A 22,517-nucleotide genomic window follows, 5' to 3' on the forward strand; every position below is an offset into this window, starting at 1 on the left:
CGGAATGGTGATGGCGCAAAGAATTGAAAAATAATTTCAGGACACTCTCAGGGACCTTGCGATGACAATCAACCGCTCAACTCTCCGGAAATTCGCTCTTTCGACCTTCTTGCTCACACTGCCGCTGAATGCTGCCCTTGCCCAAGACGCCGCGGTCGCGGACCGGCTGAAGGCTGCGCTCTCCGCACAGGGCGTCGACATCTCCTGGACCGGCGTGACCGGCGACAACACCAGCATGGTGCTGCAGGGCGTGTCGGTGAAACCGGCCGCGGAAAAGGAAGCGCTGACGATCGGCGACGTCAAGCTCGAGAACATCACCGAAGCCAATGGCGGCTATGATATCGGCACCGTGTCGACCTCGGCCTTCGAACACAGCAAAGACGGCGTCACCCTCGATCTCAGCCCCTTCATCATCCACGACATGACGGTGCCGGCCGACGGCTCCACCAGCCCGCTTGGCTCGCTGATGATGTATAAATCCGCTGAACTGTCGAACATGACGGTCAAGGTCGCCGACAAGACCGCATTCTCGATGGACGGCCTTGCCATCGAGATCACGCCGCCCGCCGACGGCAAGGCGATGGAATTCACCGCCAATACGGAGAAGTTCACGGCCGATCTCTCGCTGGTCGACGATCCCAAATCCAAGGAGGTCATCAGCGCGCTCGGCTACCAGAACATCTCGGGCAATCTCGAAATGGCCGGCACCTGGCAGCCATCTGACGGCAAGATGGAACTGTCGAAATACGACATCTCCGTCGAGAATGCCGGCACGCTCGGCATGACCTTCGACCTCGGCGGCTACACGGTCGACTTCATCAAGTCGCTGCAGGAAATGCAGAAGAAGATGGCCGCACAGCCGGAAGGCGCCGACAATTCGGCGCAAGGCATGGCTATGCTCGGCCTGTTGCAACAGCTTTCGTTCAACAGCGCCTCGATCCGCTTCGACGACGATTCGCTGACCGGCAAGGTGCTGGACTATGTCGGCAAGCAGCAGGGCATGTCGGCCAAGGACATCGCCAACCAGGCCAAGGCGATCGTGCCGTTCGGCATGGCGCAACTCAACAATCCGGAACTCACGGCTCAGGTGACCGCCGCGGTCAGCAAATATCTCGACGATCCGAAGAGCCTCGAAATCTCGGCCGAGCCGCCGGCATCGGTGCCGTTCGCGCTGATCATGGCGGGCGCCATGTCGAACCCGCTGGACCTGCCGAAGACGCTCGGCGTCAGCGTCAAGGCGAACGAGGACTGAGCGAAACGGCCTCAGGACACGAAAAAACCGGCATCGCTGCCGGTTTTTTTGTTGGCGAATCGGAAGAACCGGTTCGAGCAAGTTCCTGAAGTAAAGCCCGAAGCTTCCGGTCAGGCGTCCTTCTTGGTCGGCGCGACGCGCAACGCCAAATCGCGAAGCTGCTGCGGGCTCGCTTCCGAGGGCGCGTTCATCAACAAATCATAGGCCTGCTGGTTCATCGGGAACATGGTGATTTCGCGCAGGTTCTTGGCGCCGACCAGAAGCATGACGACGCGGTCGACACCGGCGGCCATGCCGCCATGCGGCGGCGCGCCATACTGGAAGGCGCGATAGAGGCCGCCAAAGCGCTCCTCGACCGTGGCGCGGTCCAGCCCGACCGTCTCGAATGCCTTGACCATGGTTTCGGGCAAATGGTTGCGGATGCCGCCGCTGGCGATCTCGAAACCGTTGCAGACCATGTCGTACTGGAAGGCCTTGATGCCGAGCAGGTCCTCGCCGTTCAGCGCATCGATGCCGCCCTGCGGCATCGAGAACGGATTGTGGGCGAAGTCGATCTTCTTCTCCTCCTCGTTCCATTCGAAGAACGGGAAGTCGACGATCCAGCACAGTTCGAAGCGCTCGCGGTCGACAAGGTTCAGCTCCTCGCCGGCGCGCGTGCGCGCGGCGCCCGCAAAGGAGACGAACTTCTTCGGGTCGCCGGCGACGAAGAACGCGGCATCACCATCGGCAAGGCCAAGCTGAAGGCGGATCGCCTCGGTGCGCTCCTCGCCAATGTTCTTGGCGAGCGGGCCGGCGCCTTCGAGCTTGTCGCCCTCCTTGCGCCAGAAGATGTAGCCCAGCCCCGGCTGTCCCTCGCCTTGCGCCCAGCTGTTCATGCGATCGCAAAAGGCGCGGCTGCCGCCGGTTTTTGCCGGAATGCCCCACACCTCGGCCTTCGGGTCGTTGGCCAGGATGTTGGCGAACACCTTGAAGCCGGACTCGCGAAAATGGTCGGAGACGGCCTGCATCTCGATCGGGTTGCGCAGGTCCGGCTTGTCGGAACCGTATTTGCGCATGGCGACATCGTAAGGGATGCGCTGGAATTTCTGCGTCACCGGCTTGCCGTTGGCGAAGGTCTCGAAGACGCCGCGCATCACCGGTTCCATGGTCGACAGCACATCGTCCTGCTCGACGAAACTCATTTCGAGGTCGAGTTGGTAGAATTCGCCAGGCAGACGGTCGGCGCGCGGGTCTTCGTCGCGGAAGCACGGCGCGATCTGGAAATAACGGTCGAAGCCGGACACCATGATAAGCTGCTTGTACTGCTGCGGAGCCTGCGGCAGCGCGTAGAAGGTGCCAGGATGGATGCGCGACGGCACCAGGAAATCGCGCGCGCCTTCCGGCGACGAGGCGGTAAGGATCGGCGTCGAGAATTCGGTGAAGCCGACCTCGCCCATGCGCTTGCGCATCTCGGCGATGATTTTCGTGCGCGCCACGATGTTCTTGTGCAGCATCTCACGGCGCAGGTCGAGGAAGCGGTATTTCAGCCTGATGTCCTCGGGGTAGTCCGGTTCGCCGAATACCGGCAGCGGCAATTCCTTGGCCGCCGACAGCACCTCGATCTCGCGGGCGAAAATCTCGATCTCACCGGTCGGCAGGTTGGCGTTCGTGGTTTCCGGCAGGCGTGCCTTGACTTCGCCGTCGACGCGGATCACCCATTCGCCGCGCAAGGTCTCGGCGACCTTGAAGGCAGGCGAATCCGGATCGGCGACGATCTGGGTCAGGCCGTAATGGTCGCGCAGATCGATGAACAGCAGGCCGCCATGGTCGCGCACGCGATGCACCCAGCCCGACAGGCGAACGGAATTGCCGACGTCGCTCTTTCGCAACTGGGCACAGGTATGGCTGCGGTAACGGTGCATGGTCATGGATAAAAGTCCGGGATTGTGGGTTGCGGGCCAAAGCATCGCAGCCCGGCCCAAAATTTGCGCGAAAAGCGCATGAGAGGCATGGTTTGTCAAGGCAAACGGATGGAGCGGCAGTCTCTCGGTTTGGAACTTCGGGTTTCAATCCATAGCCGGTCATGTGGCGGAACCGTAAACCGCCTCTCGCGTTGGCGCATGATGGAGTGAGAGGAGGCAAACATGTTTTCCTGGAAGGGCACTTGGCGCAATCAATACGGTTCGGTTGTAGTTATCGAAGAAGATAGCGATGGTTTGATCCGCGGTGTCTTCAAGACAGCATTGCCCGACAGCAGCTTTTCCGGGATGGAAGTGCCTCTCCACGGGGCCGCTCATGGAGATGTGATTGGCTTTACTTCCGCGGCGTCAGGAAAAACGGGCCCGGCGGCGGTCAGCTACACCGGCATTTTTCGGGACGGCAAGATCGAGATGTTGTGGCACACAGTGGCTGGACTGGCACTTTCAGCCGATGCCGAGGGTGAGCCCGCAAAGCTGACCCAGGTTGGAACATGGCGCGCCTTCGGGACCAGCCTAGACACTTTTGAGCGCGTCGATTGAATACTCCGACCGCCGGCGAGTTCGTGCTGATCAACGCGGCCCTGATGCTGTTCTATTCCTTCAACGCCATTGGCGGCCCGTTCGCGGCCTCGACAGCGATGCAGTATTTCGGGCCAAACGCGCTGTTTGTCTTCAGCGCCGCGGTCTACGCGGTCTTCACCGCCGTCATCCTCTCCGGCGTGCCGGCCGGCAAGCGCAGCCGCTTCACCGCGCTGTTGCGCACCTCGACCATTTTTGCGCGGCTGGCGAGGAGAAATAGTGATCCAGACAGTCCGGAAGGGCCGTGACGGTGGCGCCACAGCTTGACGAAAGCCTTCCCGGCTGAAATCTAGGAAGACCCTACTCCTGCCAAAAGCGATTTGATGCACGTCATCACCACCCAGAAAGAACTCGAGACCGTTCTCGCCGCTTTCGAAAAGTCGGATTTCGTCACTGTCGACACCGAATTCATCCGCGAAACGACCTTCTGGCCCATCCTGTGCCTGATCCAGATGGCCGCGCCCGGCGTGACGGCGCTGATAGATCCGCTTTCACCTGATATCGACCTCGCTCCCTTCTTCAGGTTGATGGCCAACGAGGCGGTGGTCAAAGTCTTCCACGCCGCCCGGCAAGACATCGAAATCATCGTCCATCTCGGCGATCTCGTTCCGCACCCGGTGTTCGACACACAGGTGGCGGCGATGGTCTGCGGCTTCGGCGACAGCGTTTCCTATGATCAGCTCGTGCAGCGCATAACCGGCGCCCGGCTCGACAAGTCGTCGCGCTTCACCGACTGGCGCCACCGCCCGCTGTCCGACAAGCAGCTCGACTACGCGCTGGCCGACGTTACCCATTTGATCAAGGTCTATCAGCACCTCAACGCCGAGCTGGCGCGGGAAAACCGCGCCCACTGGCTGAATGAGGAGATGGATGTCCTGACCTCGCGCGAGACCTACGATCCGCATCCCGAGGATGCCTGGAAGCGGCTGAAGATGCGGCTTCGCAAACCGCAGGAGCTGGCGATCGTGCAGACCGTGGCGGCATGGCGCGAACGCGAGGCGCGCGAGCGCGACGTGCCGCGCGGCCGCGTGCTCAAGGACGACGCGATCTACGAGATCGCGCAGCAAGGGCCGCGCGATGCGGCAGCCCTTGCCAAGCTGCGCACCACGCCCAAGGGCTGGGAACGCTCCTCGACGGCGACGGCACTGCTCGGCGCGGTCAACACCGCGCTCGCCCTGCCCAAGGAGCAGATGCCGAAACTGCCGAAAAGCTTCCAGCCGCCCGAGGGCTCGAATGCGGCCGCGGAGCTCTTGAAAGTGCTGCTCAGGATCATCGCCGAAAAACAGGGCGTCGCCTCGAAGGTGCTCGCCTCCAGCGACGATATCGATCGCATCGCCGCCGAAGGCGAGGATGCCGATGTGCCGGCGCTGCAAGGCTGGCGGCGCGCCGTGTTCGGCGAACAGGCGCTGAAACTTGTGCGCGGCGAGATCGGCATCAAGTTCGACAATCGAAAAATAGCAGTGTTCGACCTGTAGGTTCAGTCTCTCTTCTTCCGTCGCGGGAGAAGAGAGCTGACGCCAATTCTGCTCAAATCACCCCGAGCAGGTGAAGAGCGAGCCAGATCCAGCCCAACAGGACAATGACTGCTCCAAGGAAGAAAGAGCGGCTGCGCCAGCGCAGATCGTTGCTGGTCAGGTGAACCCAGGCGTGGAAGTAGCGGGTCACCACGAAAGCCCACATCAGCGCCAGTGTCAGATAGTTGACGCCATTGGTGACGTGCAGTGCCAGGCACAGCACATAGAAAAGCACCGGCAGTTCGAACTGATTGCTGAGATTGCCGGCAACGGTCGCGCAGGAGGCCGGTTCTGTCGAGCGGGCCTTGTACTGGCTCGCCTTCGCCTCGCCCGACTTGACGGCAACATATCGGCGCCGGCCCAGTACGCAATAGACGGTATAGATCAGCAGCACGTGGGCGAGCACCGGCCAGAAGATCGCGGTCTGGTTCATGCAGTCGCCCCTGCCCTGTTCGGCTTCAATTCTGACGTCTTTGGCCGGCCAGCCAGAAAGCGGCAATGACGATGACCGGGACGGCGAGAAACGCGAATTTGGTGACGATCAGCGCCGAGGCGAAAGACAGCGAATCCGGGTTGGCGTAGAGGAAATCGGATAGAAGCCGCGCCACGGCGATGTTCTGGGCGTAGTCGGCGAGCGTGTAGGGCAGCACCAGGACCAGCGCGAAGATCGCCTGCATCTGAGCCGGCAACACGCGGAAATTCTTCAGGCAGCGGCCAGTTGCAAGGGTCAGGCTGACCAGCGTCAGCGACAACAGCGCCGGAAACAAAAGATCGAAGGTCAGGTAATGCCAGACCAGGATGATCTCGCTGCCGCGCCGGCCAAGCGCCGTCAGCCAGGCCATGCCTTCGTCGGGCGTGAATCCGAAATAGCGCATGTCGAGCGAGGCCAAGCCCCCGCTCAACTGGCGGAAATAGAAGAACTCCATGCCCGTCATGGCGATGAAAACCGCCGCCGAGAGAAAGCAGAGCGCCCCGACATGGCGCGACAGGCGCAGCACCATGGCGGTCAAGTTGCGCCAAAGCCCGGAAGAATCAGGCTCCGCCGGGATAGTTGGGGCTTTCGCGGGTAATCGTGACGTCATGGGCGTGGCTTTCACGAAGTCCAGCGTTGGATATGCGCACAAAAGTGGCGCGGTCGCGGAAATCGGCAAGGTCGCGGCCACCAACATAACCCATAGCGGCTTTCAGCCCGCCTGCAAGCTGGTGCAACACGCCAGACACAGGTCCTTTGTAGGGAACCTGCCCTTCAATGCCTTCCGGCACCAATTTCAGCGTGTCGCGCACCTCGGCCTGGAAGTAGCGATCGGCGGAGCCCCGCGCCATGGCGCCGACCGAGCCCATGCCGCGATAGGCCTTGAAGGAGCGGCCCTGGTGCAGATAGACCTCGCCCGGGCTTTCGTCGGTCCCGGCAAGCAGCGAGCCGATCATGGCGGCACTGGCGCCGGCGGCGAGTGCCTTGGCGAGATCGCCGGAATATTTGATGCCGCCGTCGGCAATCACCGAGGCGCCCGATTTATGCGCTGCCTCGACCGCCGACATGATGGCCGAAAGCTGGGGAACGCCGACCCCGGCCACGATGCGGGTGGTGCAGATGGAGCCCGGACCGATGCCGACCTTGACGGCGTCGGCGCCGGCGTCGATCAGCGCCCGCGTGCCTTCCGCGGTGGCGACATTGCCGGCCAGGATGCGCACGGAATTGGAAAGCTTCTTCGCCCGCGTCACCGCGTCCAGCACCCGCTGTGAGTGGCCATGCGCGGTGTCGATCACCAAAAGGTCTACGCCGGCCTCGATAAGGCGCTCGGCGCGTTCGAAGCCGTCATCGCCGACGCTGGTGGCGGCCGCGGCGCGCAGGCGCCCCTGCGCATCCTTGGTGGCATGCGGGTTGAGCTGCGACTTCTCGATGTCCTTGACGGTGATCAGCCCGACGCAATTGCCCGTTTTGTCGACCACCACCAGCTTCTCGATGCGGTGCTGGTGCAGAAGCCGCTTGGCCTCGTCCTGGTCGACATTCTCCTTGACCGTGATCAGGTTCTCACGGGTCATCAATTCGTAGACCTTTTGCGCCGGATCGGAAGCGAAGCGCACGTCACGGTTGGTCAGGATGCCGACGAGCCGGCCAGTCTTGTGGCCGCCGGCGCCGCCATTCTCGACCACCGGAATGCCCGAAATCGAGTAGGTGCGCATCAGCGACAATGCGTCGGCGAGCGTGGCGTCGGGACCGATCGTGACCGGGTTGACCACCATGCCGGATTCGAATTTCTTGACCTGCCGCACCTGCTCGGCCTGTTCGGCGGGCGAGAAATTGCGATGGATGACGCCGATGCCGCCGGCCTGCGCCATGGCGATGGCAAGCCTTGCCTCGGTGACCGTGTCCATCGCCGCCGACAGGATCGGCACGTTGAGGTCAATGTCGCCGGCGATGCGGGTGCGGATGTCGGTCTGGCCGGGCATCACCTCGGAATGACCGGGCTGCAAGAGCACGTCGTCAAAGGTCAGCGCCAGTGCGCCGGTGGAGGTTTCGATGATTTTTGCCATGGCCAGTCCCTTGAATGCAGAAAAAGCGCTGGACCGGAATGGACAGCGCCGACTCGTTATTCCCTTTCAGGATTGGCGGTGGCTGGTAACACGTCGCGGCGGCGTTGAAAAGCCGATCGTTGAGTGGGCGTTAAGGATCGGTTCAGTGTCGACAGGGTCGCGGAACCGATCCAACTTCCTGTTTCTACGCAGCTCCAGATTGAAAACCGTTTCACACTTTTCCTGGAGCCTAGTCCGCGCCCAGCAGGGTATCGAGCAATTCATGACGTGGCGATGCGAAAGGATTGACAACGGTTACGCCACCCCAGGTGAAGCTATGTTGCAGATCTTCCGACAGGAGCAGCCGGCAACTCGATTGGGAGGCTGCTGATAGGATGACCGCATCCCAGATACTGAAATGGTGGTCGGCCGCAAGATCGACCGCCATCATCATGACCTCGGGCGACGTTCCAGCGACCGGGAAGGCGTCGCGCCAGCCCAGGAGTGCGTCCCGGGCTTCCTGCGAAGATCGTCCAGCCTTGCGAACAAGCACGTTGAACAGTTCGCCAAGCACTTGAACCGGAATGACAGCTGCCTCTTGCGGAACGTTGCGCAGCAACTCCAGAACAGCGTCACGCTTGTCGGCGTTATTCACGCCTTCGGCATAAGCAAGGATGTTGGTGTCGAGCGCGACCTTCACCGGTCGTAAAGCTCGTCGCGGGTCCATTGCTCGGTGTCGACGACAGGCTGCCGCTCAAGCCGTGACAGCAGCGCGGTGCGCGAGCGCGAGGCCACCTGACCGCGATTGTCCGCGGGCACGATCCGCGCAACCGGCCGCCCGTGACTGGTCACCACAAAGTTCCGCCCTTCCCGCACACCACGAAGAATGAGCGAAAATTTTCGATTGGCGTCGGCGGCTGAAACGGATTCGTCCATGATTGCATCAAAGTAGTTATTTTAACTAGAATAGCTATAGCTTGGCTCCTTGGCAAGCTATCTCTGATCGCTGCCCAGGCCTTCCGCGGCGTCGAAGTCGCACAAAAGTGACAGCAAATTAATGCGACATCGGCCCAAAGGCATGATAACCGCCCATTGTATCGGCATGCCCCCGGCCGGCAGGCAATTTCGACCAATTCGGACGTGTTCGTTGAACCGCACCATCCCGCTTATCCTTGCGGTCGCTCTCTTCATGGAAAACATGGATTCGACCGTCATCGCAACGTCGCTGCCGGCGATCGCGACCGACATCCATACCAGCCCGATCGCACTCAAACTGGCGCTGACGGCCTATCTGGTGTCGCTGGCGATCTTCATTCCGATCAGCGGCTGGATGGCCGATCGCTTCGGCGCCAAGAACATCTTTCGTGCCGCGATCGCGGTGTTCATTGCCGGTTCGGTCGCCTGTGCCCTCTCCGGTTCCCTGCCGGCCTTCGTAGTGTCTCGCTTCCTGCAAGGCATCGGCGGCGCCATGATGACCCCGGTCGGACGCCTGGTTCTGGTACGTGCCACGCCCAAAAGCGAACTGGTCGCCGCCATGTCCTGGCTGACCGTTCCCGCACTGGTCGGGCCGCTGGTAGGCCCGCCGATCGGCGGCTTCATCACCACCTACTTCACCTGGCACTGGATTTTCCTGATCAACGTGCCGATCGGCCTGATCGGCATCTGGCTGGCCACCCGCTTCCTGCCGGAAACTGAATCGATGGAGACGCCGCCGCTCGATTTCGTCGGCTTCGTGCTGAGCGGGCTGGCCGCATCCGGCGTCGTCTTCGGCCTGTCGGTGGTCAGCTTGCCTTATTTGCCGCCGGCGACCGGCTTCATCACGATCGCCGTGGGGCTGCTGTCGGGCGCGCTCTACCTGATGCATGCGCGCCGCGCCAGGAATCCGCTGCTCGCGCTTGAGTTGTTCCGCAACCAGGTGTTCCGCTCGTCGGTGCTCGGCGGCAGCCTGTTCCGCATCGGCATCGGCGCGGTGCCGTTCCTATTGCCGCTGATGTTCCAGATCGGCTTCGGGCTGACCCCGTTCCAGTCCGGCATGATCACCTTCGTCTCGGCGATCGGCGCCATCGGCATGAAATTCGTCACCGCGCTGATCTTCCGCGTTGTCGGCTTCCGCCGCGTGCTGATCCTGGGCTCGCTTGTCGCCGCCGCATCGATCGCCATCTATGGTCTCTTCACCCCAGAGACGCCCTATGCGTTGATGCTGGCCATATTGCTGGTCGGCGGCTTCATCCGCTCGATGTTCTTCACCGGTGTCAACGCACTCTCCTATGCCGAGGTGTCGGCCGAGGATACCAGCAAGGCGACCCCGATCACGGCGGTGTTCCAGCAACTCTCGATCGCGCTCGGCGTGGCGCTCGCCGGCGGCGTTCTGGAAGTCTCGACGTCGATCCATGGCGGCCCGCTGACGCTGGGCGACTTCCATATCGCCTTCTTCATCGTGGCGGCGGTATCGGCGGCGGCATCGCTGTCGTTCATGCGGCTGGCACCCGATGCCGGCAATGCCGTCTCCGGCCATGGCCGGCTGACAACGCCCAAGACACTGGAACAGGTGAGATCGCCGGGAGAGTGAGGCTCTCTCCCTCCTCCCCAAGAGGAGAAGGGAAGGTGTTACTCCCTACTCGGCTCTCGCCCCTTGAAGTCCTTGGCCAACAGATAAAGCTCCACCGACTCATCGCGCGATGCCGGTGGCTTGACGTGGTGGACGGAGCGGAAATTCTTCTTGAGCATGGAGAGCAGCTCGTTCTCGGCGCCACCCTGAAAAGTCTTGGCCAGGAAATGGCCGCCGGGCTTCAAGACCGACAGCGCGAAATCGGCCGCCACCTCGCACAGATGCATGGTGCGAATATGGTCGGTCCGCTTGTGGCCGGTGGTCGGTGCGGCCATGTCTGACAGCACGACATCCGGATCCCCGCCCAGCGCTTCGGAGAGTTTTTGCGGAGCCTGCGGATCGAGAAAATCCAGCAGCAGCACCGGCGCGCCAGGCACGGCGTCCATTTCGAGATAATCGATGCCGACGACATGCGGATGCTCGGCCGTCGATTTCGTGCGCGCGGCCGCGACCTGACACCAGCCGCCGGGGGCGGCACCGAGGTCGATTACCTTCATGCCGGGCTTCAAGAGGTGGTGCTTGTCATCGATCTCGATCAGCTTGTAGGCCGCGCGCGAGCGATAACCGTCGGCTTTGGAGCGCTGGACATAGGGATCGTTGATGTGGCGCTGCAGCCAGCGGCGCGACGATTCCTTCAAGCCGCTTTTCTTCTTGATCCGCGTTTTCAGCACGCGAATGCTGGCGGACCCTGGTTTTTCCGGTTTCTTGGTCATTGCCTGATTTCTTGTTTGAGCATGATCATGCCCTAGCACGCCCATCGTTGCGCCAGACGCCGTCATCGGCCATCAGTTCGCTCAATATGCCCTCGCGCAGGCCCCGGTCGGCGACGCGCAGCCGCTCCGAGGGCCAGACGGCGCGGATTGCCTCGAGGATAGCACAGCCGGCGAGCACGAGATCGGCGCGGTCGGCGCCGATGCAGGGGTTGGCGCAGCGCTGCTGGAAATCCCAGCCGACCAGTCTCTCCACCATGCGGTCGACGCTGTCGCGGTCCATCCACAGGCCGTCGACCCGGCGGCGGTCGTAGCGTTCGAGGTCGAGATGGACGCCGGCCAGCGTCGTCACCGTCCCCGAAGTGCCCAACAGATGAAAATTCGGGCTGGCCTTGAGATGGCTCAGCCGATCGCGGCCATCGAAAGCGGCCAGCCTGCCGGCGACGTCGTCGACCATGGCGGTGAAGATCTCGCGCGTTACGGTGCGGCCGCCAAAGCGTTCCGCCAATGACACGACGCCGACCGGCAGCGATGTCCACGAAACGATATGATTGGCGAGGCGTGGCGAACGGCGGCCGGTGAGATCGATCAGCGCTATTTCGGAGGAGCCGCCGCCGATGTCGAACAGGACGACGCCTTGCGTGTCGCGCTCGACCAGCGAACCGCAGCCGGAAACCGCAAGGCGGGCTTCGGTCTGGCGGTCGATGATCTCGAGCTTCAGGCCGGCTTCGCGTTCGACACGATCGAGGAACTCGACGCCGTTTTCGGCGGTGCGGCAGGCTTCGGTGGCGATCAGCCTTGCCTTCCTGATCTTGCGGCCGCGCAGTTTGTCACCGCAGACCTTCAGCGCCTCAACCGCGCGGTCCATCGCCGGCTGGCCGAGCCGGCCATTGGCGGTGAGCCCCTCGCCCAGCCTGACGATGCGCGAGAAGGCATCGATGACGCGGAACTGGCCGTGACGCGTGGGGACGGCGACCAGCAGCCGGCAATTGTTGGTGCCGAGGTCCAGCGCCGCGAAGACCGGAAGCTCGTGCACCGGCGGCCGGCGGTGGCCTTGTTCGAGGCGCGGCATTGGAACGACGGGCGAGATCGCTGCAGCGGCAACAGGCTTCAGCTCTACTGCCGCGACAGCGGCCTTGCCTTGTGCCGGCGATCGATTGTCCCCGGGGCGCGCATCGTCGCGCGCAAAAACCTTGCGCCCACGCCTTCGCTTGCGCCGCTTCTTGGGCTTGCCCTTCTGGTTGTGGGTCGCGTCGCCTGCCTGCCCGTTCACGGAGCGAGGCTCCGTCGGGCGGCGTTGCTGCCAACCGGCTGTGCCCGAGCCTGACGATCCCGGGGAAGCGCTGGACGCGCCCACCTCCGGCGCGCCTGCGCCGGTGTCGCGGTCTTCCACTGTCGTTCCTTCCGGCGCCGCGCGAACCGGTGACGGACGCAGCAGGCGCTTTGGCATGTTTCAAGTTGCGGCCAGACTAACAGTGCTGTGGCCGATCACCAAGGGCCGCATGCTGAATTTTGCCGGCCGGGGCGCGAACCGCCTTTTTCGCTGCACCGCCGTAATGTACCCGCAAGGCTGGATTGATAACGCGACGCCAGCGGAGACCGCGCCCGTCGAAGCCGATGCCCTAGCCGCTTGTCAGCGTTTTGCGCCCCGTCCAGTGCAGGCAGGTCTTGCCGGCATCAGGCGCGACAAGTGTTCGCGGTTGAATAGCCGGCTTCAATGAGGCATTTCTGAAATGAATGGGGAATGCGGGGCGGTTGGCCTCTCGACAGAAAAGGAAGCGGATACACAAGGCATGGCAGTCGGGCAATGAACTGGAAACGCTATTTCTGGCCGGTCGTCGGCATCGGCGCGGTGATCTTCTCGCTGCTGCTGCTCTGGCATCAATTGCGCGGCATCTCGCTGGATGACGTCTGGGACGGGCTGGCGGCCATTCCGGCTCGCGACTGGATACTGGCAGGCTTGAGTTCGGTCGTTGCCTATGCCGCGCTCGCCGGCTACGATCACATCGCGCTGCTGCATATCGGCAGACGAGTGTCGTGGCTGTTCGTCACGCTCTGCTCCTTCACTACCTATGCGCTGTCGCACAATATCGGCGGCTCGGTGTTTTCCGGCGCCGTCATCCGCTACCGCGCATATGGCACCAAGGGCCTGACCGGCCAGGAAGTCGGCGTGCTGGTGGCGGTCTGCTGGATAACCTTCGTGCTGTCGACGATACTCGCCTCGGGCCTTGTGCTGGTGTTCGAGCCGCAGATTATCGACCGATTCTCCGGCATCGCCCATCACGGCCTGTCGGAGGCCGCAGGCATCGCGATGCTAATCCTCATCGCAGCCTATATATTCGGCAGTTGGCTGCATCTGCGCCCGTTGACGATCGGCAGCTTCCAATTGCACTATCCGGCGCTGCCGATCGTCGCACGGCAATTGCTGATCGGCCCGATCGAACTGCTCGCCGCCGCGGCGATCATCTTCTTCGCCTTGCCCGGAGTGCACAATCCAGGCTATTTCGTCGTGCTGGGCGTCTTCCTCGTCTCCTTCTCGGTCGCCCAGATCTCGCACGCGCCGGGTGGCCTCGGCGTGTTCGAGGTGGTGTTCCTGGCCGGGCTTTCCGACATGGACCCGGTCGGCGTGCTGGCGGCGCTGCTGGTGTTCCGGCTGTTTTATCTGATCATCCCGCTGTTTCTGGGCCTGGGCATCGTGCTGTTCTTCGAACGCTCGCAATTCAGCCGCAAGGAGAGCTGAGCCCCGGAGTTCGCATGTCACTGGAAAAGGTGGCGTTTGAAACCGGTGATAAAACCTGGCGATTGAACCGCAGAGCAGGCTTGACTATTTTCCGCTGGCGGCTACAAGGCAGCGCTCAAGCGGCTCAGCCGTTCGGCCCGCGCGGTCCATGACCGCGCCTGCTGGGGAATAGGTTAACGGTAGACCCACGGACTCTGACTCCGTTAGTCCTGGTTCGAATCCAGGTTCCCCAGCCACTTCTCTTTTTAACAACAAAATCAAGCAGTTAAGGCGCGTTCGAAAACGCTAAGTGTTACATGCTGGTTGACTAATTTTGCTAATGCTGCTGCGGCCGCCGTTTCCGCAAGTCAATCAAACAGTTGCCTGAAGGCGGCACAGACTTCGCCTCGGTTCCATTCGCAGCACCAGATGTAGGAGCTTCTCGTTAGGAGGCTGCCGGACGAACAGTCGGCTGGCTTCGCGACCCAATCCAGGAGCCAAACGCCGTCGTCCATGGATAATTCGTCACGTTGCCCATAAACGTCGGCCACGTTGATCGCGACAGACGCACATGCGCCGGCCCTTGCAATCAGCGGTGCCATCACCAGTTCCGGGCCGATGGCGGCGACACCATTATCGGTGCGATCGCAGAAGCGATCAAACGACGAACACGTCGTGATAGGTCAGGGCCGCCCCGGGCTCCAGATGGGCGATTTCCACCTGCGGGGCCGATTTCGAGCCGTCGGGATCATAGGACAGAACGCCCGTGGTCCGGTTGTAGAGCAGGTAATCGTTGCTGTGGGCGGCGTGTTCTTGCAACTCGAAATACGACGAGTTCACCTGTGTCGGGCTGGACAAGGAACCGGGGCCGAGCTTGGTGAAGACGGCACTGTCGAGATATAGCGCGTCATGTTCCGCGTCGAAGTCGGTGATTGTGGCGACATTGCCGGGGCCATAGGCCGTGTCAAACACGAAGGTGTCCTCGCCCCTGCCACCGGTCAGCACGTCGTTGCCACCCAGGCCCCGCAGTGTATCGTTGCCAGCCTGGGCGTCAAAGGTATCGGCCGCGCCAGTGCCGATAAATGTATCGTTCCCGGCCGTTCCGTGGGTCGGGTCGGTCGGAGGTGGCGGTGTCGGGTCGGTCGGTGGGGTCGGAGGTGACGGTATCGGGTCCGTCCCGTCATGGGCTGCGTGCCAGGCCGCCTTGGCGTGGTCCCAATAGTCGCGGGCCGCCTGGCCTTGAAGGATCGTCCAGCCGGCGGGCGGCTTTGGATAATCCGCCGGCAGCGGCGTGTCGGAGAGGTTGAGATAGTAATTGCCGTGCGACTCGACCGTCTTGTCCCAGGCGTGCTGCAGCCGCCCCTGGCCGTTGTGGTGAACGTCGGTGATCGCCACCACGCAGTCGATAAAGTGCAGGCTGGGCGAGATATCGTTGGCGCCTGTGCCGTCGTCGAGTTTGAATGGCGAACCGTGGGTGATCACGCCTTTGCGAAGGTACTCTCCCATGCCCAGAAGCATGCCATCCATGACGACCGTGTTGTGAGACCCATTCACTTCACCGTCGCCAAGGCTCACTCCGGAAAACACGTGGTCGAATAGGGAATCCTTGATGGTGCCGCCGATGACGTCGTCGTCCTCGACCGCGTCGTCTCGTGAGTTGCCGACATAGCTATCCTCGATAAGGAAGGTGCCAGTGCCGCCGACACGGATGCCATCCCAGGGCTGGGTGATCGTAAAGTCGTCGATGACAAAGCTGTGGGCTGAATTCACACGGACTGCGGCGGAGTTGACGTAGATGTTCTCCCAGTCGCCGGTTTGGGAGACCGTGCCGTTGATCGTGCCGCCCAAAGCCGTGAGGTTGTCGCCGGGGTTGACGACCGCGAAGGGATAGAGGTTGGTGGGGCTTCCCTGATTGGCAACGATCCACGAGGCGCTGGTGGCATCGATTGTGGTATCGGCGGGCAGACCGGATACCTTGTATTGGCGGTAGCCGTAGTCGTCACTCAAGACAATGGTGTTCGTATTGGCCATGTTCGGCCACCTTTCACACCCCCGCCCTTTTTTCTGCCCAAACGCCTGAAGCCAGAAAGGCCTGCACCTACCAGAGCCCCGTTAACCATATCGTGCAAATCACAAAATGTAAAAATAATGGACGTCCCTCGCAAAAAAGCTGTCGCGCAGCGATTTCAGCGGGGCCCGACGTCCTATATGCCTATATGCTTGGCGCATTAGCACGGGAGAAAGGTGTGTCCCGAGAGCGTGACGCGCATATGTGGCGCGAAGCCGGGAAGCTTGCGGCGTCTGGCGACTATGAAGGATGGCTTGCCATTGAATGGGAGCTTCGTAGCAGAGGATTCTCACGCGCCAAGCTGCTGTTTGATAACGACCGGGTCCGCGAAAAATTGGATGACATCTGTAAGAAGGCACAGGAGCAACGCGCCCACACCAACCGGACCTAAAGGCCAGAAGCGCGGCGATCTTGCCCTTCACCGATCGCATGTGGGCTGCCATTCCCGTATAAGGCCGCCTGATGGTCACTGACACCGAGTTCATCCGCGAAAGCATCAGCCAAGGCTGCGTGATGCTGGCCGATGGCGAGTCCTTCATCGACAGGTTGGTGAAGTATGTCGGCAACGGGAGGGTCCGGTGGCACGTCGAATTTCGTGGACATCGAATCGAGCTGACGACCGGCCAGCTCAAGAAGCAGCCTACCTTCCGAAGGAAGATGCTCGAACAGGCCGGCGTGCTGCCGGCTCAGCGTACCGGGGCCAATTACAGGCGATGGGCTATCGATCTGAGGAAGAACGCTATCGAGCTTCCTTGGCGCGATAGACCGGTCGATGCCGGATTCGCCGTCGACAGGCTTGTCAGCCATGGGAGCGACCGGTGGATAGTTGAATACCAAGGCAAGGCAATCAAATTCACCACCACCAAACTGCGCAGGCAAACCAGTTTTCGCAAGAGGATGCTGCTCAAGGCCAAGGTGCTGCCGCCCCAACTTGACCCGGTTGCCTATCGGAAGTGGATGGATTGGCTGATTCGAAACGCCACGGTGGCGGCACCGCAGACCAGCGATGCCTTAATGACCGAGAAAAGTTGGCTTGACGACCTGCCCGAGCTAGCCGGCTGGCAAAAAGAAGCGCCACCCGAAAGCGACTAACAGGGCGCCGGCCGACCTTCCCGGGCGGTTAATTTCCGATCATGGAATGCTGAAGGGCACCGATTCCGCAACCGTTCCATCAATGGCCAAATCAACACGATAGGTGCCCTCCGGCCATCCCGCCGTAGGTTTGGTGAGTTGTGAATCAGCCTCGTTGTTCGCTCCGACGTCGAGGTCGACCTTGTCGATAGTATAGTTTTCCGGTGCGGCGCCGTGGGAATCGACCGAGACCCAGGAGAATGTGATTTTCGATGTGGGCGCGATATCCACCAAATCGGCCGACACATAAATCACCGGTGTGTCGACAGGGAAGCTGCTCTGAGGCGTTCCCCCGTCCTTCGTCCCGGAAAGGACAATGTTATCGAAGCCGGCCGCATGGGCCGGCAAGCTGAGGGCCGCCAAGGCGGCAACGGCAACTAGAACTGATTTCAAGACTTACTCCTCGGACTTGGTTACTGGCCCGCAAATCTGGGGGGCGAATTGGCGCTAAGGGCGGATGCCTTCAGCCCAGCCATTTGTCATAGTCGGCCACCAGCAAGTGCAGTGGCTGCGTGTCTTCCTCGATATCGGCGAAACGGCCGATCGGCTCGCGGAAGACATTGTCGGTGCGATCGTCATTGACGGTCGATACCTCGCCGATCAGGACATCCTTGCCTTCGGCCCAGAAGGCGTGCCAGACGCTGGGCAAAAGCGTGACGCTCTGGCCCGGATCGAGCTTCAACAGCCCGCCCGCCGGCAGCCTGTGGATGGTTCCGTCGACCGGCACCGACACCTCGGCCTTGGGGTCGATACCGCCATCGCGATCATGCATGAACAGTTCAAGCACCAGCTTGCCGCCGCCGCGGTTGATGATGTCCTCGGCCTTGATGTTGTGGCGGTGCATCGGCGACATCTGCTCCTTGCGCGAGATCATGATCTTCTCGGCATAGAGCATGCCCATGCCCTTCTTCATGTCCTCGTAGCGACCGTTGCGAACGGTGAACAGGAACAGGCCGAGATCGTCGAACTTGCCCTGGCCGTAGTCGGTGATGTCCCAGCCGAGCCGTGAGGTGAAGATGGCCGAGGAATCGACCTGGCGCGCCTTCATCTCTTCCGGCGACCAGTATGCGAAGGGCGGCATGATGTAGCCGAACGAGCGGATGAAAGCGTCGGCTTCGCGGATGATATCGTTGATTGCGGAGCGTTTCATGATCATGACCCCTTGTCTCGGTTTTTCCGATAGATCGCATAGCCGAACGCCGGTGCGGTGTCGATCCATTCTGCTTATTCGAGCCTTGCGCGTTCCCGACCATGGCCCACCGATCGGGTTCGCCTGCGGCGTGACATCGCTTGCTTTCAGGCTCATAACCCCTGCGAATTTTCACAGAGATAGCCGATGCCGACCATCCATGATCTCGATACGCCGTCGATCCTCATCGACGTCGCACGCGCCGAAGCCAACATCGCCAGAGCGCAGGCCCATGCCGACAAGAACGGACTGAAGCTCAGGCCGCACATCAAGACGCACAAGCTGCCTTATTGGGCGAAGAAGCAGATGGCGGCTGGCGCCGTCGGCATTACTTGCCAGAAGATCGGCGAGGCCGAGGTGATGGCCGATGCCGGGCTGACGGATATCTTTCTCCCCTACAATATCCTTGGGCGCGCCAAGCTCGAACGGCTGAAGGCGCTGCATGGTCGCGTGAAGCTGTCGGTGACGACTGACAGCGCGCAGACGCTGGAAGGGCTCGCCGCCACCTTCATCGATGCCGGGCACCCGCTATCGGTATTGGTCGAATGCGACACCGGCATGGGACGCTGCGGCGTGCAGACGGCCAATGAAGCGGTTGCGCTGGCGAGGGTGATCAATAACGCAGGCGGCCTTGCCTTCGGCGGGCTGATGACCTATCCGGCGGCCGGCCGGGCCGTGGAGGCCGAAGCCTGGCTTGCCGACGCCAAACAGGCGCTGGCCGCTTCAGGGCTCGCCTGTGAGCGCATCTCCAGCGGCGGCACGCCTGACATGTGGCGTTCCGCCGATGCCTCCGTCGTTACCGAATACCGGCCCGGCACCTATATCTATCTCGACCGTTACCAGGTCGCCAAAGGCGTCGGCACAATAAACGATTGCGCGCTGACGGTGCTCGCAACCGTGGTCAGCCATCCAACAGCGACGCGCGCCATTCTCGATGCCGGCAGCAAGGCCTTGTCCAGCGACACGCTGGGGCTAAAGGATTTCGGAGAGTTGATGGGCGTGCCGGGAGCGCTGGTAACGGGCCTGAGCGAGGAGCACGGTACGGTCACGCTGTCGGGCGATGGCAAGCTGCGCATTGGCGAACGCGTGCGTGTGGTGCCGGACCATTGCTGTGTCGTCACCAACCTGTTCAACGAGGTCAATCTGATCGACGGTGAGAAGGTGCTGGGAACGCTGCCGGTGGCGGCACGCGGACTAATGGGGTGAATTTCTAGGCCGGACGCTCCGCCTGCCGCGCCGCCACCCGCCGCATGGCAATGACGCGGCGGCGCCGGATTTCGGTGCGCATGGCCATCAGATGCAGCGTGAAGAAGAGCGCGGTGAAGCCGACGGCCATCACCAGCAGCGGCCAGAGCAGGCTGGGATCGATGGTCGGACCCCCGAGCCTGAACACGGAAGCCGGCTGGTGCAGCGTGTTCCACCAGTCGACCGAGAATTTGATGATCGGGATGTTGATGAAGCCGACCAGCGTGATGATGGCGGCGGCCCAGGCGGCACGGCTGGCATCATCCAGCGCACGGGTCAGCGCGATGATGCCGAGATACATCAGGAACAGCACGAAGACCGAGGTCAGCCTTGCGTCCCAGACCCACCAAGTGCCCCACATCGGCTTGCCCCAGATCGAGCCCGTGATCAGCGCCAGCGCGGTGAAGACGGCACCGATGGGGGCCGCTGATTTGAGCGCGACATCGGCTAGCGGATGGCGCCAGACCAGCGTGCCGAGGGCAGACAGCGCCATCAGCGTGTAGCACATCATGGCGAGCCAGGCGAAAGGCACATGGATGTACATGATGCGAACGGTGATGCCTTGCTGGAAATCCTCGGGCGCGGTGAAGCTCATATAGAGGCCGACGGCGAGGACGAGCGCGGCGAGCGCCGCCAACCACGGTACAAGCTTGTCGGCCATCCCGACGAACCGCGTCGGATTGGCAAGATCGGCCCAGCCGCCCAGGCGTGAGGTGGTGTCACTCATGCGACTTTACATAGACCGCCGATGCGTTTGGGGCAATCGAGCGGTGGTGTCGCAGGCGTAGAAGCGTCTTCCTTCCCTCTTGTGGGGAAGGTGGATCGCCTGGCGGCGGCAAGACGGATGAGGGTGAGCGGAATGAAACGTTGGCGTTCCCTGGAACACCCCTCATCCGTCGCCTTCGGCGACACCTTCTCCCACAAGGGGAGAAGGAAAAAACCGCTCAGGCGGCCTCACCCTGTACGGAGCGGCTCAGGCGGCGGACTTCCTCGTCATTGAGCAGGCCGCCGGCGCGCAGCAGGCTGGCGAAGCGGCCGTTGCGGAGCGACAGTTCGGCGAAGCCACCCATCTCCACCACCTTGCCCTTGTCCATGAACACGACCAGATCGGCGTCGCGGACGGTGGTCAGGCGGTGGGCGATGATGAAGGTGGTGCGGTCGCGGCGCAATTCGTCGATCGCTTCCTTGACGCGATCCTCGGTCTCGACGTCGAGTGCGCTGGTCGCCTCGTCGAGCACCAGGATCGGAGCATCCTTCAGCACGGCACGGGCGATGGCGATGCGCTGGCGCTCGCCGCCAGACAGCTGGCCGCCCCGTTCGCCGACCACCGTGTCGTAGCCGTTGCTCTTGGCCAGGATGAAATCCTGCGCCGCGGCTGCGGTGGCGGCGGCATGGATCTCGTCGTTGGTCGCGTCGGCACGGCCGACCCGGATGTTGTCTTCGATCGAGCGGTTAAGAAGCCCGGCGTCCTGGAACACGGTGGCGATCGAATGGCGCAGCGACTTGCGGGTCACGGTGCGGGTATCGATGCCGTCGATCAGGATACGGCCGCTGGACGGCGAGAAGACGCGCTGCAGCAAATTGATGAGCGTGGTCTTGCCCGCACCCGTCGGCCCGACAATGGCGACGGTCTGGCCCGCCTGCACCTCGAAGGACACATCGCTGACGCCCTGCCCCGAATTGGCGAATTCGAAGCTGACATCCTCGAAACGGACATGGCCGGTGACGTTGGCAAGGTCGCGCAGACCATCGGGCTCGGCGGTATCGGCGGCCGAGTCTTCGAGCCTATAGAAATCCTCAAGCTTGGCGCGGGCTTCCGAAATCTGAGTGGTGAAGGCCGACATCTGGTCGAGACGGGCGATCAGCATTCCGGCAAAGCCGGTGAAGGCCACGACATCGCCGACGCGGAGCTGGCCACGGGTGACGAGATACGCGCCGATCGACAGCACGATCATCATCGAAATGGTCGAGGACAGGCGGTTCAGCGCATTGGCAATCGCCCACCAGTCGAGCACAGGATTCTGCGCGTCGAGCAGGCCCTTGACGTAACGCTTCAACGCCGCGGTCTCATGGCCGATGCGGTTGTAGCTCTGCAGCACGGCGACATTGCTGACGCTGTCGGTCACATGGGCAAACACGGCATGATAGTGACGCTCGACGGCAGTCTGCCCTGCCTTGGTGCGGCGCATGACGATACGGCCGATGCCCACGTAAAGGACGCCAAGGCCAAGCAGCACAATGGACATGCGGACGTCCATCGCAAGCGCGGTCGGCACCAGCAGCACCAGCGCGATGGCCGTCGAAAGATGCACGCGCATGAATTCGAGCCACAAGCTGAAAAGGGTTTCAACGGCGCGCAGCAGCGTGTGCAGCGAATTGGAAGTGCCGCGCTGGTGATGCCAGGCGAGCGGCATGGTGATTACGCGCTCGAAGGACTGGCACAACACTTCCGAACGACGGGCATGGGCGAAGCGATCGGCGCCACGCGCCACCAGCACGAAGGCCATGACATTGAAGAGACCGAGAGCTGCCCAGACCGCGAGCGTCGAAAACACCGGACCTTTTTCGGAAATAGCGCCGATCACCCGGCCTAAAAGGATCGGCTCAAGGATCGCGATGGCTGCAAGCGCGACGTTGGCCGCACAGATCAGCGCGACGCGCTTCTTGTCGGCAGCCAGATATCCCAGCGCTCTCCAATAGATCTGCAGAAGTGACACTTTAGCTACTCCGCCAACTTTCTATTGTGCCCAATACCAATATTGTGCACTGCACCATTTCGTAACACCTAACGGTTGATGCGTCGCAAAACAATGCCCGTCTATCGTTTCCGTTCCCGTTTAGCGAACAAAAGATGACGACGATACGAAATCTGACGTGATCACCTAACGGTTTGAGATAAAAGGTGAAATGTCAGCCTTGCGGCAAAATCGTGGCAGCAGCGGAGCACTGCCACATTTTTAATCACCGCGAGCTTGCACGGTCGGTTTCGCGCGTCTTTGGCGGACGCCCCACAGATCGCGCGCAAGTAAA

Annotated in this window: 22 protein-coding genes, 1 tRNA gene and 1 pseudogene; 11 read left to right on the forward strand and 13 right to left on the reverse strand. The window is 62.0% G+C overall.

All coding sequences use genetic code 11. The annotated features are described in order from the left end of the window. Positions 1 to 61 precede the first annotated feature (61 nt). On the forward strand, positions 62 to 1,252 hold the full coding sequence (locus O7A61_RS03045) for a hypothetical protein (RefSeq protein ID WP_140507228.1): 1,191 nt from the start codon (positions 62 to 64) through the stop codon (positions 1,250 to 1,252). A gap of 110 nt (positions 1,253 to 1,362) precedes the next feature. Here the strand turns inward: O7A61_RS03045 and aspS are convergent, their stop codons facing one another. Further along, positions 1,363 to 3,153, reverse strand: coding sequence for an aspartate--tRNA ligase (aspS, locus tag O7A61_RS03050; protein ID WP_337128338.1), 1,791 nt, complete (start codon positions 3,151 to 3,153; stop codon positions 1,363 to 1,365). Positions 3,154 to 3,375: 222 nt separating this feature from the next. On the opposite strand from aspS, the gene O7A61_RS03055 reads away from it, so the two are divergent. From O7A61_RS03055 to rnd, 3 genes and pseudogenes are all read left to right on the forward strand, one after another. Further along, a complete protein-coding gene (locus tag O7A61_RS03055) occupies positions 3,376 to 3,750 on the forward strand; it encodes an avidin/streptavidin family protein (protein WP_337128289.1) in 375 nt (124 codons plus the stop codon). 14 nt (positions 3,751 to 3,764) lie between these two features. After that, positions 3,765 to 4,037: pseudogene (locus O7A61_RS03060) on the forward strand (MFS transporter); the annotation flags it as partial. Positions 4,038 to 4,112: 75 nt separating this feature from the next. Then, positions 4,113 to 5,264 carry a ribonuclease D gene (gene rnd / locus O7A61_RS03065; RefSeq protein WP_337128290.1) on the forward strand — a complete coding sequence of 384 codons (1,152 nt, stop codon included), beginning with the start codon at positions 4,113 to 4,115 and terminating at the stop codon, positions 5,262 to 5,264. Positions 5,265 to 5,316: 52 nt separating this feature from the next. Here the strand turns inward: rnd and O7A61_RS03070 are convergent, their stop codons facing one another. From O7A61_RS03070 to O7A61_RS03090, 5 genes are all read right to left on the reverse strand, one after another. Then, positions 5,317 to 5,736 (reverse strand): MAPEG family protein, encoded by a 420-nt coding sequence (locus tag O7A61_RS03070; protein WP_337128291.1) that lies wholly within the window; start codon positions 5,734 to 5,736, stop codon positions 5,317 to 5,319. 25 nt (positions 5,737 to 5,761) lie between these two features. Next, the gene (locus O7A61_RS03075; RefSeq protein WP_337128339.1) at positions 5,762 to 6,304 is read right to left on the reverse strand and encodes a hypothetical protein; all 543 of its coding nucleotides are present in this window, start codon (positions 6,302 to 6,304) and stop codon (positions 5,762 to 5,764) included. Between the two features lie 31 nt (positions 6,305 to 6,335). Continuing rightward, the gene (gene guaB, locus O7A61_RS03080; RefSeq protein WP_140507237.1) at positions 6,336 to 7,838 is read right to left on the reverse strand and encodes an IMP dehydrogenase; all 1,503 of its coding nucleotides are present in this window, start codon (positions 7,836 to 7,838) and stop codon (positions 6,336 to 6,338) included. A 229-nt stretch (positions 7,839 to 8,067) separates the two neighbouring features. Further along, positions 8,068 to 8,517, reverse strand: coding sequence for a PIN domain-containing protein (locus O7A61_RS03085; protein ID WP_337128292.1), 450 nt, complete (start codon positions 8,515 to 8,517; stop codon positions 8,068 to 8,070). Further along, the gene (locus O7A61_RS03090) at positions 8,514 to 8,753 is read right to left on the reverse strand and encodes a type II toxin-antitoxin system Phd/YefM family antitoxin (RefSeq protein ID WP_337128293.1); all 240 of its coding nucleotides are present in this window, start codon (positions 8,751 to 8,753) and stop codon (positions 8,514 to 8,516) included. Before O7A61_RS03090 ends, O7A61_RS03085 begins: the two co-directional genes overlap by 4 nt. 211 nt (positions 8,754 to 8,964) lie before the next feature. On the opposite strand from O7A61_RS03090, the gene O7A61_RS03095 reads away from it, so the two are divergent. Beyond that, positions 8,965 to 10,386 carry an MFS transporter gene (locus tag O7A61_RS03095; RefSeq protein WP_337128294.1) on the forward strand — a complete coding sequence of 474 codons (1,422 nt, stop codon included), beginning with the start codon at positions 8,965 to 8,967 and terminating at the stop codon, positions 10,384 to 10,386. Between the two features lie 38 nt (positions 10,387 to 10,424). Here the strand turns inward: O7A61_RS03095 and O7A61_RS03100 are convergent, their stop codons facing one another. Further along, on the reverse strand, positions 10,425 to 11,138 hold the full coding sequence (locus tag O7A61_RS03100) for an RlmE family RNA methyltransferase (RefSeq protein ID WP_337107507.1): 714 nt from the start codon (positions 11,136 to 11,138) through the stop codon (positions 10,425 to 10,427). Between the two features lie 25 nt (positions 11,139 to 11,163). Next, positions 11,164 to 12,585, reverse strand: coding sequence for a Ppx/GppA phosphatase family protein (locus tag O7A61_RS03105; protein WP_442921036.1), 1,422 nt, complete (start codon positions 12,583 to 12,585; stop codon positions 11,164 to 11,166). Positions 12,586 to 12,942: 357 nt separating this feature from the next. Between O7A61_RS03105 and O7A61_RS03110 the strand changes: the two genes are divergently transcribed. The 3 genes from O7A61_RS03110 (at position 12,943) to O7A61_RS03120 (ending at position 14,111) form a co-directional block, all read left to right on the forward strand. Beyond that, positions 12,943 to 13,875 (forward strand): lysylphosphatidylglycerol synthase domain-containing protein, encoded by a 933-nt coding sequence (locus tag O7A61_RS03110; RefSeq protein WP_337128295.1) that lies wholly within the window; start codon positions 12,943 to 12,945, stop codon positions 13,873 to 13,875. Between the two features lie 14 nt (positions 13,876 to 13,889). Further along, positions 13,890 to 14,027: a hypothetical protein gene (locus O7A61_RS03115; protein ID WP_337128296.1), complete on the forward strand. Its 138-nt coding sequence runs from the start codon at positions 13,890 to 13,892 to the stop codon at positions 14,025 to 14,027. A 10-nt stretch (positions 14,028 to 14,037) separates the two neighbouring features. Beyond that, positions 14,038 to 14,111, forward strand: a tRNA-Gln gene (locus O7A61_RS03120). Between the two features lie 400 nt (positions 14,112 to 14,511). Here O7A61_RS03120 and O7A61_RS03125 read toward each other — a convergent pair. Beyond that, positions 14,512 to 15,885: a calcium-binding protein gene (locus O7A61_RS03125; protein WP_337128297.1), complete on the reverse strand. Its 1,374-nt coding sequence runs from the start codon at positions 15,883 to 15,885 to the stop codon at positions 14,512 to 14,514. A gap of 239 nt (positions 15,886 to 16,124) precedes the next feature. Between O7A61_RS03125 and O7A61_RS03130 the strand changes: the two genes are divergently transcribed. Together O7A61_RS03130 and O7A61_RS03135 are read left to right on the forward strand one after the other, a co-directional pair. Beyond that, positions 16,125 to 16,313: a hypothetical protein gene (locus O7A61_RS03130; RefSeq protein WP_337107503.1), complete on the forward strand. Its 189-nt coding sequence runs from the start codon at positions 16,125 to 16,127 to the stop codon at positions 16,311 to 16,313. A 71-nt stretch (positions 16,314 to 16,384) separates the two neighbouring features. Beyond that, complete coding sequence (locus tag O7A61_RS03135; RefSeq protein ID WP_337128298.1) at positions 16,385 to 17,014, forward strand: hypothetical protein; 630 nt, start codon at positions 16,385 to 16,387, stop codon at positions 17,012 to 17,014. Between the two features lie 39 nt (positions 17,015 to 17,053). On the opposite strand, the gene O7A61_RS03140 is transcribed toward O7A61_RS03135, so the two are convergent. Together O7A61_RS03140 and O7A61_RS03145 are read right to left on the reverse strand one after the other, a co-directional pair. Then, positions 17,054 to 17,446, reverse strand: coding sequence for a hypothetical protein (locus O7A61_RS03140; RefSeq protein WP_337128299.1), 393 nt, complete (start codon positions 17,444 to 17,446; stop codon positions 17,054 to 17,056). A 70-nt stretch (positions 17,447 to 17,516) separates the two neighbouring features. Further along, a complete protein-coding gene (locus O7A61_RS03145) occupies positions 17,517 to 18,203 on the reverse strand; it encodes a D-lyxose/D-mannose family sugar isomerase (protein WP_337128300.1) in 687 nt (228 codons plus the stop codon). Between the two features lie 186 nt (positions 18,204 to 18,389). Here O7A61_RS03145 and O7A61_RS03150 point away from each other — a divergent pair, with 186 nt between their 5' ends. Continuing rightward, positions 18,390 to 19,448, forward strand: coding sequence for a D-TA family PLP-dependent enzyme (locus tag O7A61_RS03150; RefSeq protein WP_337128301.1), 1,059 nt, complete (start codon positions 18,390 to 18,392; stop codon positions 19,446 to 19,448). A 4-nt stretch (positions 19,449 to 19,452) separates the two neighbouring features. Here the strand turns inward: O7A61_RS03150 and O7A61_RS03155 are convergent, their stop codons facing one another. Further along, on the reverse strand, positions 19,453 to 20,214 hold the full coding sequence (locus O7A61_RS03155) for a heme ABC transporter permease (RefSeq protein WP_027143103.1): 762 nt from the start codon (positions 20,212 to 20,214) through the stop codon (positions 19,453 to 19,455). A 217-nt stretch (positions 20,215 to 20,431) separates the two neighbouring features. Beyond that, positions 20,432 to 22,204 (reverse strand): glucan ABC transporter ATP-binding protein/ permease, encoded by a 1,773-nt coding sequence (locus O7A61_RS03160; RefSeq protein ID WP_337128302.1) that lies wholly within the window; start codon positions 22,202 to 22,204, stop codon positions 20,432 to 20,434. Positions 22,205 to 22,517 lie beyond the last annotated feature (313 nt).

Origin of the sequence: Mesorhizobium sp. Cs1321R2N1, from assembly GCF_037179725.1 — a bacterium.
GTDB lineage: Bacteria > Pseudomonadota > Alphaproteobacteria > Rhizobiales > Rhizobiaceae > Mesorhizobium > Mesorhizobium salmacidum.

Excerpts from the sequence above, each read along its gene's own strand:
- O7A61_RS03145 (WP_337128300.1), bottom strand. The coding sequence starts at position 18,203 with ATGAAACGCTCCGCAATCAACGATATCATCCGCGAAGCCGACGCTTTC.
- O7A61_RS03075 (WP_337128339.1), bottom strand. The coding sequence starts at position 6,304 with ATGGTGCTGCGCCTGTCGCGCCATGTCGGGGCGCTCTGCTTTCTCTCG.
- O7A61_RS03055 (WP_337128289.1), top strand. The coding sequence starts at position 3,376 with ATGTTTTCCTGGAAGGGCACTTGGCGCAATCAATACGGTTCGGTTGTA.
- rnd (WP_337128290.1), top strand. The coding sequence starts at position 4,113 with ATGCACGTCATCACCACCCAGAAAGAACTCGAGACCGTTCTCGCCGCT.
- O7A61_RS03150 (WP_337128301.1), top strand. The coding sequence starts at position 18,390 with ATGCCGACCATCCATGATCTCGATACGCCGTCGATCCTCATCGACGTC.
- aspS (WP_337128338.1), bottom strand. The coding sequence starts at position 3,153 with ATGCACCGTTACCGCAGCCATACCTGTGCCCAGTTGCGAAAGAGCGAC.
- O7A61_RS03090 (WP_337128293.1), bottom strand. The coding sequence starts at position 8,753 with ATGGACGAATCCGTTTCAGCCGCCGACGCCAATCGAAAATTTTCGCTC.
- O7A61_RS03125 (WP_337128297.1), bottom strand. The coding sequence starts at position 15,885 with ATGGCCAATACGAACACCATTGTCTTGAGTGACGACTACGGCTACCGC.
- O7A61_RS03070 (WP_337128291.1), bottom strand. The coding sequence starts at position 5,736 with ATGAACCAGACCGCGATCTTCTGGCCGGTGCTCGCCCACGTGCTGCTG.
- O7A61_RS03110 (WP_337128295.1), top strand. The coding sequence starts at position 12,943 with ATGAACTGGAAACGCTATTTCTGGCCGGTCGTCGGCATCGGCGCGGTG.
- guaB (WP_140507237.1), bottom strand. The coding sequence starts at position 7,838 with ATGGCAAAAATCATCGAAACCTCCACCGGCGCACTGGCGCTGACCTTT.
- O7A61_RS03130 (WP_337107503.1), top strand. The coding sequence starts at position 16,125 with ATGTGGCGCGAAGCCGGGAAGCTTGCGGCGTCTGGCGACTATGAAGGA.
- O7A61_RS03105 (WP_442921036.1), bottom strand. The coding sequence starts at position 12,585 with ATGCCAAAGCGCCTGCTGCGTCCGTCACCGGTTCGCGCGGCGCCGGAA.
- O7A61_RS03100 (WP_337107507.1), bottom strand. The coding sequence starts at position 11,138 with ATGACCAAGAAACCGGAAAAACCAGGGTCCGCCAGCATTCGCGTGCTG.
- O7A61_RS03135 (WP_337128298.1), top strand. The coding sequence starts at position 16,385 with ATGGTCACTGACACCGAGTTCATCCGCGAAAGCATCAGCCAAGGCTGC.
- O7A61_RS03155 (WP_027143103.1), bottom strand. The coding sequence starts at position 20,214 with ATGAGTGACACCACCTCACGCCTGGGCGGCTGGGCCGATCTTGCCAAT.
- O7A61_RS03045 (WP_140507228.1), top strand. The coding sequence starts at position 62 with ATGACAATCAACCGCTCAACTCTCCGGAAATTCGCTCTTTCGACCTTC.
- O7A61_RS03115 (WP_337128296.1), top strand. The coding sequence starts at position 13,890 with ATGTCACTGGAAAAGGTGGCGTTTGAAACCGGTGATAAAACCTGGCGA.